Origin of the sequence: Phaeobacter sp. BS52 (assembly GCF_045040595.1) — a bacterium.
GTDB classification, from domain to species: domain Bacteria; phylum Pseudomonadota; class Alphaproteobacteria; order Rhodobacterales; family Rhodobacteraceae; genus Phaeobacter; species Phaeobacter piscinae.
The window spans coordinates 2,045,427-2,057,004 of the sequence record NZ_CP090662.1 but is presented as its reverse complement, the minus strand read 5'-3'; the positions used below and the strand labels follow the sequence as shown (position 1 = coordinate 2,057,004).

General features: G+C 60.2%; 6 protein-coding genes and 4 pseudogenes. 1 reads left to right on the top strand and 9 read right to left on the bottom strand.

All coding sequences use genetic code 11. The features are described from left to right. On the top strand, nt 1-786 hold the full coding sequence (locus L0Z65_RS10015) for an ATP-binding cassette domain-containing protein (protein WP_040172410.1): 786 nt from the start codon (nt 1-3) through the stop codon (nt 784-786). A 58-nt stretch (nt 787-844) separates the two neighbouring features. Here L0Z65_RS10015 and L0Z65_RS10010 read toward each other — a convergent pair whose 3' ends face one another. From L0Z65_RS10010 to L0Z65_RS09970, 9 genes and pseudogenes are all read right to left on the bottom strand, one after another. After that, the gene (locus tag L0Z65_RS10010; RefSeq protein ID WP_405107260.1) at nt 845-2,764 is read right to left on the bottom strand and encodes a beta-galactosidase; all 1,920 of its coding nucleotides are present in this window, start codon (nt 2,762-2,764) and stop codon (nt 845-847) included. An 8-nt stretch (nt 2,765-2,772) separates the two neighbouring features. After that, on the bottom strand, nt 2,773-3,645 hold the full coding sequence (locus L0Z65_RS10005; RefSeq protein WP_405107257.1) for an SMP-30/gluconolactonase/LRE family protein: 873 nt from the start codon (nt 3,643-3,645) through the stop codon (nt 2,773-2,775). Further along, entirely contained in the window at nt 3,635-4,246 is a 612-nt protein-coding gene (locus L0Z65_RS10000) for a 2-dehydro-3-deoxy-6-phosphogalactonate aldolase (RefSeq protein ID WP_405107254.1), read from the bottom strand. The genes L0Z65_RS10005 and L0Z65_RS10000 overlap by 11 nt, the downstream gene beginning before the upstream one ends. Further along, nucleotides 4,243-5,212, bottom strand: a pseudogene (locus L0Z65_RS09995) (2-dehydro-3-deoxygalactonokinase). The gene L0Z65_RS10000 and the pseudogene L0Z65_RS09995 overlap by 4 nt, the downstream one beginning before the upstream one ends. Then, complete coding sequence (locus L0Z65_RS09990; protein ID WP_405107251.1) at nt 5,209-5,979, bottom strand: SDR family NAD(P)-dependent oxidoreductase; 771 nt, start codon at nt 5,977-5,979, stop codon at nt 5,209-5,211. The pseudogene L0Z65_RS09995 and the gene L0Z65_RS09990 overlap by 4 nt, the downstream one beginning before the upstream one ends. Next, on the bottom strand, nt 5,979-7,694 hold the full coding sequence (locus L0Z65_RS09985) for an IlvD/Edd family dehydratase (RefSeq protein WP_405107248.1): 1,716 nt from the start codon (nt 7,692-7,694) through the stop codon (nt 5,979-5,981). The genes L0Z65_RS09990 and L0Z65_RS09985 overlap by 1 nt, the downstream gene beginning before the upstream one ends. After that, nucleotides 7,691-9,791, bottom strand: a pseudogene (locus L0Z65_RS09980) (alpha-galactosidase). Before L0Z65_RS09980 ends, L0Z65_RS09985 begins: the two are co-directional and overlap by 4 nt. Continuing rightward, nucleotides 9,788-10,637: pseudogene (locus L0Z65_RS09975) on the bottom strand (carbohydrate ABC transporter permease). Before L0Z65_RS09975 ends, L0Z65_RS09980 begins: the two co-directional pseudogenes overlap by 4 nt. Continuing rightward, nucleotides 10,637-11,576, bottom strand: a pseudogene (locus tag L0Z65_RS09970) (carbohydrate ABC transporter permease). The pseudogenes L0Z65_RS09975 and L0Z65_RS09970 overlap by 1 nt, the downstream one beginning before the upstream one ends. Between the last annotated feature and the right edge of the window lie 2 nt (nt 11,577-11,578).

Here is an 11,578-nt window from a genome sequence, read left to right as displayed (position 1 = left end):
ATGACTACGTCTCAACCCTTGATCCGCATGCAGGGTATCGAAAAGCACTTTGGCAGCGTCATCGCGCTGGCCGGTGTCTCGGTTGATGTGTTCCCTGGGGAATGCCACTGCCTGCTTGGCGACAACGGAGCCGGGAAATCGACCTTCATCAAAACCATGTCCGGGGTGCATAAACCCACCAAGGGCGACATCCTGTTCGAAGGTCAGCCGCTGCATTTCGCGGATCCTCGTGATGCGATTGCCGCAGGAATTGCCACTGTGCATCAGCATCTCGCGATGATTCCGCTGATGTCGGTCAGCCGCAACTTTTTCATGGGGAATGAGCCGATCCGCAAGATCGGTCCACTAAAGCTGTTCGACCATGATTACGCCAATCGCATCACCATGGAAGAGATGCGCAAAATGGGTATCAACCTGCGTGGGCCGGATCAGGCTGTTGGCACCCTGTCGGGGGGGGAACGTCAGACCGTAGCCATCGCCCGTGCAGTGCATTTCGGCGCCAAGGTGCTGATCCTGGATGAGCCGACATCGGCACTGGGTGTGCGCCAGACCGCCAATGTGCTTGCCACCATCGACAAGGTACGCAAGCAGGGGGTGGCCGTGGTGTTCATCACCCACAACGTGCGTCATGCCCTGGCCGTTGGCGACCGGTTCACGGTGCTGAACCGCGGCCAGACCCTCGGGACGGCAGAGCGCGGCGAAATCTCCGCTGAGGAGCTGCAGGATTTGATGGCAGGCGGGCAGGAGCTGGCAACGCTTGAGGGAAGCCTTGGCGGCACAGTCTGAGGCGATACCAGATTCATTGAAAAAATCCGCCGGGGCGCAGGTTCCGGCGGATTTTGTTTTAGGCTTTTTCGCGTGCCCTGCGCAGAACACCTGCGGGCGGGAGCGTGCCGACTTCTGTCTCTACCGGCTCGGAGAGATGGTTGAACCAGAATTCCTCCGTCGCGGTCTGGCGCATACGCACACCCTCGGGCATTTTGCGGATGGTCACGCCCGCGCGGGCGCAGAGCGTTGCGATCAAGCGGTCCAGGCCCGCCGGATCCAGCCACCCGGCACAATAGACCTGATCGCCCGCAGCGACAGCGACCGCATGACCGGTTGAGGTTTCGATCAGAACATCCGCCTCACCCTCCAGCGTTTCCAGATAGCCGACAACCGCGCCATCGCCGTTTGCGAGTGACAGCGGCATATCCGGTCGGAGGCTTTCGACCGCTGCGATGACCACATCCAGCCCCTGAAGAGCGGGCGGCAACGGGGCGGTTGGAATCTTGAAATCCTCATCCCGCGCCGCTGTACGCGGACCATAAAGACGCAGACCTGGCGCATCAGCCAATGCCCTCCGCAGGTCATCCGGGAGGTGCATCAGGCCGGGGGCAAGGATCAACTCGTATCCGGTGAAATCACTTTGGGTCGGCGGGACGATGTCAACAGACAGACCCGCGCGACGCAGGGCACGGTAGTGGTCCAGCACAAGGTCGAAGTAGCTCAGACCTTGACCATGCGGCTGCACCTGCCAGGCCCATTCTGCGTCATAGTCGAAGATCAGCGCGACAGGAGCCTGCGATGGCTCAACCTCACCCGCGCTTGCCAATTCTTCAGCGACCTGACGTGCCTCGGAGATGGCGGGGGTCTCTGCACTATCAGGCCGCAGTAGACCAGCATGGAGTTGTTCCTGCGCAAAAGGCGCCTGCCGCCAGCGGAAATAGCAGACCGCCTCTGCCCCATGGGCAAACGCCTCCCAGGTCCAGAAGCGCACCATGCCGGGCAGGGGCGCGGGATTGTAGGGCGCCCAGTTGACCGGGCCGGGTTGCTGTTCCATCACCCACCAGCGCCCACGCCCCACAGCACGGTAAAGGTCATGGTGAAAGGCCTGAAAATCCGGATCACCCTGCCGCGTATATCGGCGCTGATCTGCTGTGCTGGCCCCAACCCGGTCCTCAAGAAAGCCCAGGGGGTAGCTGTCCCAACTTGCAATCTCCAGATCCACGCCAACCTTGTAGTGGTCAAAGTCGGTCACCCGCCCCATGTAGTTATGCGCAATCGGCGCGTCGGAATGGGCGCGTAGGATCTCCACCTGATCGCGGTTGAAGCTGACCACCTGATCCGATGAAAACCGTCGGAACGCCTGAACATGGGCTGGGTTCGGTTCGGTCACGGTGAGGTTCGGCAACCCGATCTGGTCAAAGCGCTCATACTCCATCGACCAGAACACATTTCCCCAAGCGCTGTTCAGCGCGCAAATGTTACCGTCGTACCGCTCTTCCAGCCACCGCACGAATGCCAAACGGGCTGCGTCAGAGTAGCTGATCGTGGTCTCGTGGCAGCCGTATTCATTGTCCGTCTGCCAGGCGGCGATGCGCTCGCCGGGTCCATAGCGCTCCGCCATCAGTGTGACGATCCGCCGGGCCTCTGTGCGGTATCCCTGGTGGCTGAAGCAATAGTGGCGACGCGAACCGAAGCCGCGCGGCTTGCCGTCTGCATCCAGCGCAAACATGTTAGGGTGGCGGTCCACCATCCAGCGCGGCGGCGTTGCGGTCGGGGTGCCCAGTACCACCTTCAATCCGGCCGCGACCAAGGTGTCGATGGCCCGGTCCAGCCAGTCCCATTGCAGATCACCGGGGGTAGGTTCTATCTGTGACCAGGAGAATTCGCCAATGCGGACCCAGGTGAGCCCCGCCGCGACCATGCGTGCGGCGTCCTCCTGCCAGATATCTTCAGGCCAGTGTTCGGGATAGTAGCAGGTGCCAAGCGTGCGCTGCATGATGGTCCTCAAAGAATGACGCGGTGTTCGCGCTGGCCCTTGGCCGTCGTATGAATGCGGTAGGTCTTGCCCGCTGCCGGATCATTCAGCCCATCTGCGGCGGTGGTGATGAACAGGTCTGACAGGTCTTCCCCGCCCAGGGCTGGGCAGGAGGCCTGCGCGGTCGGGACCGGATAGATTGCTGTCAGCTCTCCCGTTGGGGTGTAGACCGCGACACGGCCTGCCCCCCACTGCGCGTTCCAGAACCGGCCTTCCGTGTCAACAATGGCGCCATCGGGGCCGAAATCTTCGCCGCTAAGATCGATAAACACCGATGGTTCGCCAATCGGCCATCCGTCCTCTGCTGTCAGTGTCTGCCGCATGATCTTGCCCATCTTGGTGTCGGTGAAATAGGCGCAGGATTTGTCCGGGGCAAAACAGATCGCATTGGTGATGGTCTGGTTTGGTATCAATTGGCGCAGCTCGCCCCGATAGTAGCGATAGATCGCGCCCAGACCGAACTCCGCCTTATAGCCCATAGTCCCGATCCAGAACCCGCCCCAGGGGTCTGCCCGACCATCGTTCGAGCGGGTCAGGGGCTGATCTGCCTCCAGATCTACCAGATGGATCCGCGCGCCGCTTTCGATATCAAACCGCCAGAGCGCGCTGGCGCTGGCCATGATCAGGGTCGTTTCATCGACCCTGCCAGCGGCGGACACGCAGTCGTCGAACTGCCAGTGGATCTCCGTTTCCCCAACAACGCTGAGCAGCCGCTTTTCGAGGATATCGAACCAGAACAGCTGCTTGCGGGTCGGGTGCCACAGCGGCCCTTCGCCAAGGGTGCAGCGGGTTTCGCTGAGGACCTGAGCCGCCGCTGCATGGATTTTTGGGTCATCTGCCATCAAAGGCCTCGTCGTAAGCCGCAACGGTTTCTGCCGCAAGACGGGCGACGTCTTCGACTGCGCGGCCGGGTTTATAGAGAGAGGAGCCCATGCCGAAACCGGTTATGCCAGCCCTCTGCCACGCTGAGAAGTCGTCAGGACCAACGCCGCCCACAGCGTAGGTTTCAGCATCCATTGGCAATACCGCCTTCAACGCCGAAAACCCGTCCAGTCCCAGTTTGAAGGCGGGGAAGAATTTCAGGCCATCCGCTCCGGCACGGAGAGCAGAAAAACACTCTGACGCGGTAAAAACCCCTGGATAGGACAACAGACCTGCCGTTTTCGTCGCGCGGATCACATCCGGGTTGCAGTCGGGCGACACCACCATCTGTGCCCCCATGGCTGAGAGCTGAGCAACCGCACCGGTATCGAGAACGGTACCTGCACCGACTGTGGCGCGCCCCTTCGCCTGATCCAGCATGGCGGCGATGCTGTCGTAGGGCTGGGGAGAATTCAGCGGGACTTCGATCTTGGTGATACCGGCGGCAATCAGGGCATCGGTCATGGGGCGTGCCTCGTCAGGACGCAGGCCGCGCAGGATGGCGATAATATTTCGGCTCATGGGGTTTGGCTCTTTTGCAATTGATCATACGCGGCTGAGAGGCCGGCAAGGGTCAGGGTTTCGGCGTCAACGCGCTGGGGGGCGCACCCCAGCGCGCACAGGGCTGTTTCATAGCAGCGGGCCAGCAGATCGGTGCCCAGTATGGTGATAGGTTGGTGTGACCAGTCGTTTTGGGTCGCCGCTAGCTCGGCCCCGATCAACAGGCCCGACAGGCGGGCTCTACCGGTTTCCGGTGGCTGGCCGGTCAGCAACGCATCTGCGCGCAGGCGAAACAGCTGCGCCGAGATCGAGGCCGGAGCTGCGAGGCTCTCAGCGATGGCTTGGGTAAAAGCGGCGTCATCCCAGCCCTCCTCAGATACGCAGTGTCGCAGCACGGATTGTCCCCGGAGCAGGGCAAACATCTCACCGGTCATGAAGGTGGAGAAACTGGTGACCTGCCCCTGATCAAGCTTGACCCATTTGCTGTGGGTGCCGGGCAGGCAGATGACCTGGGTTTCCTGTTGATTGCTGCCTTGGGAAAGAAACCCTGCGATTTGGGTCTCCTCTCCGCGCATGACATCAGCCGGATCCGTGGTTTTGATGCCAGGCAGCAAATAGACCGCGAGGCGTGGATCCGTGATGGCTAGGCTGGGTGGCCTCGGCAATGCCTGGCGGCGGGCAGGGGGCGCTGGCATAGGGGGCCTCGGCCCAACCTTGGCGCGAGCCTGCCATTCCACAGCAGATAACGGGGAGCGGGTAGTTTTCGCCCGTTGGGAGATGATCGCCCAAGAGGTCCAGAAGTGTGGGTTCATAGTCCTGTGGGCACAGCCGTGACATGCCACGGTCAGAGGTGAGGCGGGCGATCACTTGATTTCGTGCATCCATCACCCAGAGCCGCAACTGGCTTGTCCCCCAGTCTGCCGCAATCCATGCAGGTGCAGATGTGTCTGACGTTCTATCTGGGGAGAGGTCGGGCGGAGCTGTCATCCCGTCACCACAACCCCGCCGTCCACCACCAGAGTCTGGCCGGTGATCATGCGGCTTGTTGCAGAGGCCAAAAACAAGGTGGAGCCGACAATGTCCTTAGGGGCCAGATGGTCCTTCAGGCACTGGCGTTCCAGGTGGGCCGCAAGTGCCTCTGGCGTTGCCCATTGATCCAGCTGCTTATCCGTGAGCACCCAACCCGGCGCCAAGGCATTGACCCGTATGCGATCTGGTCCGAACTCGCGGGCGAGGCTCCGGGTCATGCCGTTGATACCTGCATTTGCGGTGGTATAGGCAGGGTAGCCGCTGTTTCCCATCATGTAGCTGATGGAGGTGAAGTTGATGATGGAGCCACCACCCGCGGCTTGCATCCCCGGCAATACCGCCTGACAGGCAAAGAAATAGGCCTTGAGATTGATCGCCTGCGCCCAGTCCCAAAACTCTTCGTCCACATCCGATGTGGCGTGGCGCCGATCATTGGCTGCGTTGTTCACCAGTGTGGTGATCGGGCCATGTGCTTCGGCTGCCTGCTTAATAGCCGCTTTCAGCGCCGGAATATCGGTGATGTCGCATTGGATGAACAGGGGGCGGTTGCCAGTCTCGGCTTCCATGCGGTCAACAAAGTCAGAGGCGTCAGAGCGTCCGACAAAGGCGACCCTTGCGCCTTGCCGTAGAAACCCTTCGCTCAGCGCGGCCCCGATGCCGGAACCGCCGCCGGTGATGAAAACCGATGCGCCCTTCAGGTCCGGAAAGATTGCGGTATCGCTCATCAGTGGCTCTCCCGTGTGACAGGGCGGGTATCTTTGCCCACGAGGAAATCAAGGTCAGCGCCTTCTTCGGCCTGAAGGACGCTGTCGACATAAAGTTTTGCATAGCCGCGCGTGTAATGCGGCGGCTCCGGCTGCCAGGCCTCCCGGCGCGAGGTCAGCTCTTCTGCTGAGACCAGAAGGTCAAGCGTGCCGTTTTCTGCACTGACCCGGATCCGGTCGCCGGTCTGTACCAGACCAAGGGGGCCGCCCGCCTGTGATTCTGGCGAGACATGCAGAATAACTGTCCCAAAGGCCGTCCCGGACATGCGACCATCGGAAATGCGGATCATATCACGCACCCCTTCGCGGACCAGTTTGCGGGGGATCGGCATATTGCCGACCTCGGGCATGCCGGGATAACCCTTGGGGCCAACACCTTTCAGAACCAGAATGCTGTCTTTGGTCACTGGTAGATCGTCGCGGTCAATGTTGGCTTTCATGTCCTCAATGGTCTCGAAAACATGGGCGATGCCTTCGTGCTCCAGCAGATGATCTGTCGCGGCTGAGGGTTTGACGATGGCACCGTTGGGCGCAAGATTGCCGCGCAGAACACGCAGGCCCGCTGCCGGTTTGACGGGTTCGTCAAAGCGCTTAATGACGTCTTCGTTGAAACATTCCGCACCCTCGGCATAGGCCATGATATCGCCGCCCAGAACGGTGGTGTTGCTGCGCAGGTGCCCATTGTCGGCAAGTTGTTTCAACACAACCGGCATGCCGTCGGCATAGCAGAAATCTTCCATCAGGTATTTGCCTGAGGGCATGCAGTTGACCAGGAGCGGGATATCACTGCCGAGGCCGAAGTCATCCAGGGCCAGTTCAACTCCGACGCGGCCAGCCAGCGCCAGGAGGTGAACAACCGCATTGGTAGAGCCGCCAACCGCCGCATTGGCCATGATCGCGTTGATGAAGGCATCACGGGTCAGCACGTCGGAGGGTTTGATATCTTCCTCGACCATCTCGACGATCCGCTTGCCAGTCAGATGCGCCAGTGCCATGCGGCGGGCATCTACTGCGGGCAGGGCAGCGTTGGTTGGCAGGCTCATCCCCATCGCTTCAACGAGGGACGCCATGGTGGAGGCTGTACCCATTGTCATGCACACGCCCTTGGACCGGCTCATGCCTGATTCTGCCGCCATGAAGTCCTGTAGCGTCATCTCTCCCGCACGCACCGCTTCGGAGAACTTCCATACATCCGTGCCAGAGCCGATATCCTTGCCCTGCCATTTGCCGTTCAGCATCGGTCCGGAACTGACCACGATGGCAGGCAGATCAACAGAGGCAGCCCCCATCAGCTGGCCGGGGGTCGTCTTGTCACAACCGCCGAGCAGGACAACACCATCGATGCCGTAGGCCCTGATCGATTCCTCCACATCCATCGCGAGGAGGTTGCGGAACAGCATCGCGGTTGGCTTCATCTGGGTTTCGCCCAGCGACATCACCGGGAATTCCACAGGGAACCCGCCCGCCTCCCAAACGCCGCGCTTCACCCCTTCGGCAAGATCGCGCAGGCCGGAGTTGCAGGGCGTTAGCTCGGACCATGTGTTGCAAATCCCGATAATCGGACGGCCGTCAAAGGCGTGATCGGGAAACCCCTGATTTTTCATCCAGCTGCGGTGGATAAATCCGTCTTTGTCCAGTTTGCCGTACCAGGCGCGATTTCGTCTGTCTTTGGTCATAGGCGTGTTCCTTCAATCACCCAGATCGACTGTGGGAAGGTCCAGGGCAGGGTGATCCCTTGGTGCATCAGATATTGGCCGCTGAGGCGGGCGTTTTCGGTTTTCAGGAGTGGAGAGCCACGCGACAGGCCGGGGGCGTCGTCGCGGTTCAGTAGGCGGATGTCGTAGGTCGCATCCGCATCCAGTCCAGTGAGGCGCAGCGGACGGGGCAGGATCTGCGCACTGGCTTTTGAGAGGCTAGCAAAGGCGACAAACCGACTGCCATCCTCGGCGCGTTGCAGCTCTGCGATCACTGCCGGATCGTCACTGTCGAGGCGCAGAATATCCGCCCGCTCGGTCCAATGCCGGTTATCTTTCCACCAGTTGGTTACATCGCGCAGGACCTTGGCCTCATCCACCGTCAGCTCTCGCGGGTCCATTTCAAAGCCCATATGCCGCTGCGCTGCGACCCAGGCACGGAGGCGGATGTCGGTTATGCGACCGGAGGTGTGGCACTGACGTGGGCCGACGTGACTGCCCGTCACGACCATAGGCAGGAAAAGCGCGGCTTCGTGCTGGATCCGCAGCCGCTCCAACGGGTCGTTGCTGTCAGAGAGCCAGACGCGATGGGTGCGCGACAGAATGCCAAAGTCGATACGCCCGCCACCGGATGAACAACTCTCAAATTCCACCGAGGGGAAGCCTGCCCGCAGCCGGTCAAAAAGTGCATAGATCGCCTCAGCCTGCGCGCTGTCTGGCTCGGGTAGCACACGATTGTGATCCCATTTCACATAGTCGATGGGATGGTCGGCAAGTACGGCTGAGATGCGTTCGTAGAGATAGGCCTGAACCTCTGGTCGGGCGATATTCAGCACCATCTGTTGTCGGCCCAGGACCTGATCAGGATCGCCCAGAACCCAGTCGGGGTGGGCGTGAAACAGATCGCTGTCCAGGTTGATCATTTCCGGCTCAAACCAGATGCCGAATGTCATGCCTTCTGCATGAACATGGTTGATCAGGGGCATCAGCCCATCGGGATATTTGCGCGCATCGATTGTCCAGTCGCCGAGGGAGCTGGTATCGTCATCGCGTTTGCCGAACCAACCATCGTCCAGCACGAACCGTTCGGCTCCCAAAGCTGCGGCCCGGCTTGCAATATCGCAGAGCGTGGCGTGGTCGTGGTCGAAATAGACCGCTTCCCAGCAGTTGTAATGCACCGGTCGCGGGCGCGCAGGGGCAGGAGGCTGAAGGGTATCGTCGCGCAAGTGGCGCTGAAAGGCAACGGCGCAACCGTTTATCCCCTGATCCGAGAACACTGCATATAGTGGCGCGGTTTCAAATTGGATGCCGGGGGTGCGGCGGCTGCCGGTTGCGTGCCCCCATTGGATCTGGCGCCGTCCGTCAGGCAGTTCCTCAGCCAGCATTTTGTGGCCTCCGGACCAGCCGTAGTGAAAAGCGTAGGCGGCTCCTTGGCTGTTTGTGGTGCCTGTGCAGGGCACGATCAGGCCGGGGAAATACTCATGCCCGGTGCGACCGGTGGGATTGTCCCTGAGCCGTGCGCTGAGCGCTCCAGGGTGTCCTGCTGGTCTGAAACTCCCCGATCCAGCGACCATGAAAATCGATCATCTCGTGACTGTTCTGAGGCCCCGGAAAGACTGGTGCAGAGAGCCAGTTCACGCTGATCGGCTGTTCGGAGGCGAGCGAGGCCTGCGCACGGATCATGCCGGTTGTGGGCGTCAGTTCAAACATCGCCTGATAGCGAAGACCGTTGCCGGTGTCGTGGTAATGTAGGATGAGGCTCAGGTCGCCTTCTTCCGCTCGATCAAACGCGAAGCGCGGCAGCAGCGCCTTGCCTGTGCTGTCCGTGAGCGACAGACCCGGCTGTCCGGGAAAGGTCCGCCGGGCCTCGGGGCAGATCGACAGCGGCGGCACGGCATCCAGCATGCCCCCCGTCACATCCATGCGCGCGGCGGCAACAAGCATCTCCAGATCAGTCCCATCCGGCAGGCACGGCCCCCAGTAGATGATCTCTGCCAAATCTGTGCCATGGGCAGCGAGGATCAGGCTTTGCCTCTGATCCTGAAGCGCCCAACAGCGGATACCGGTGATCGTGCTCACTTCACGGCCCCCAGAGTCAGACCGGCGATAAAGTGGCGCTGCATCAGGAAGAACATCGCAACCGGCGGCAGCGCCGCGACAATGCTGCCCGCACTCATCAGATGGTAAGCCGCGCGGTATTGCGCGTTGAATGATGTGATACCTGCTGTGACGGGCTGACTCTCGGCGCCTTGGGTCAGAACGACCGCCCAGAAGTAGTCGTTCCAGATGAAGGTGAAGATCAGCACACTGAGCGCGGCAATTGCTTAGCTTCATCAGTGGCAGAACCACGAACCAGAAAATCCGCCACTCTGCGACACCTTCGACGCGGGCCGCCTCTATCAGCTCATAGGGCAGGGCGCGGATGAAATTACGCATGAACAGCGTGCAGAACCCGGTCTGGAACGCAATGTGAAACAGCACCAGACCCGTCTTCGTGTTGTAAAGCCCCATGTCCAGCGTCAGATCGCGCACTGGCACCATCAGGATCTGAAACGGGACGAAGTTGCCCGCCACAAACATAAAGAACAGCAACAGATTGCCGCGGAATTTATACACGCCAAGCGCAAAGCCCGTCATGCAGGACAGGGCGACTGCGCCGATCACGGTAGGGACGGTGATCAGGACAGAGTTGAGCAAATACCGCGGCATGTCGGAACCAAAGAAGACCCGGCCATAATTGCTGACCCCTTCGAAGGATGACGGCACCCCCCAGTAATTGCCTGTGGTGAAATCGGCCTCTGGCTTGATCGAGAAAATCGCCACGGCGATCAGTGGCAGCAGCCACATGATAAGGGCTGCTGGGACCAGCGCCTGATAGGTTGTCTGCCACGCGCGCGAGCTATTCTGAATGGGTTTCGGAAACATCAGCGGGCCCCTTTGTCGTCTTGGTACATGGACCACAGGAAATAGGCGATGAAGCAGAGCATGATCAGGAACAAAACCACAGCTATGGCCGCGCCATAGCCCATGCGGAAGCCATATTCGGACAGCGCCTTCTCAAACATATAGAACGACAGCACCCGGCTTGAGCCAAATGGGCCACCGTTGGTCATGATTGAGATGAGGTCAAAACTGCGCAGCGCGCCGATGATGGTTACGACAAACGCCACGAAGGTCGCCGGACGCAGCTGCGGGATGATCACATACCACAGCATTTTGGCGCCTTTTGCTCCATCCAGACGCGCGGCCTCGACCTGTTCGGGGTCAACCGCATTGAGGCCGGTCAGGTAGAGGATCATGCAATAGGCTGTCTGGGGCCAGAGGCTAAGCAATGATAATGCCATAGGTCACCAGCGTCGGATCGCCCAGCACATTGATCGGACCAAGGCCGAGCCAAGCCAACACCTGATTAAGGAGGCCGAATGTGGGGTCATAGAACCAGCTGAACACCAACCCGACAACCACTTGGCTGATCACAAACGGAAAGAAGAACAATGATTTGTAGAGGCGGATACCTGTCACAGTCTGATTGAGGAACAAGGCGATGAACAGGCCTGCCGGGATCGCAAGGAGGTAAAGCAGCAGCCATTTGAGATTGTTCCAGAGAGAGACCTCAAACGCGCGGTCATCCATCAATTCCCGGTAATTTTCCATCCCGATGAACTGCGGGTCACCCAGACCGTCCCAGCGATAAAACGATAGGTTGAAGCTCTGCAGAATTGGGAAAATTACATAAAACAGAAAGAAGATCACGCCGGGTGCGAGAAACAGCCAAGGCGCAAGGGCTTGCCGGTTGCGCCTGAGCCAGCTGTCACTGACACCGGGTGAGGTGGCAGACGATCCGGTTTCTGGAGCGAGGTTCATCT

What these genes read in the sequence shown, in the direction of transcription:
- L0Z65_RS10015 (WP_040172410.1), top strand. Translation starts at nt 1, where the DNA reads ATGACTACGTCTCAACCCTTGATCCGCATGCAGGGTATCGAAAAGCAC.
- L0Z65_RS10010 (WP_405107260.1), bottom strand. Translation starts at nt 2,764, where the DNA reads ATGCAGCGCACGCTTGGCACCTGCTACTATCCCGAACACTGGCCTGAA.
- L0Z65_RS10005 (WP_405107257.1), bottom strand. Translation starts at nt 3,645, where the DNA reads ATGGCAGATGACCCAAAAATCCATGCAGCGGCGGCTCAGGTCCTCAGC.
- L0Z65_RS10000 (WP_405107254.1), bottom strand. Translation starts at nt 4,246, where the DNA reads ATGAGCCGAAATATTATCGCCATCCTGCGCGGCCTGCGTCCTGACGAG.
- L0Z65_RS09990 (WP_405107251.1), bottom strand. Translation starts at nt 5,979, where the DNA reads ATGAGCGATACCGCAATCTTTCCGGACCTGAAGGGCGCATCGGTTTTC.
- L0Z65_RS09985 (WP_405107248.1), bottom strand. Translation starts at nt 7,694, where the DNA reads ATGACCAAAGACAGACGAAATCGCGCCTGGTACGGCAAACTGGACAAA.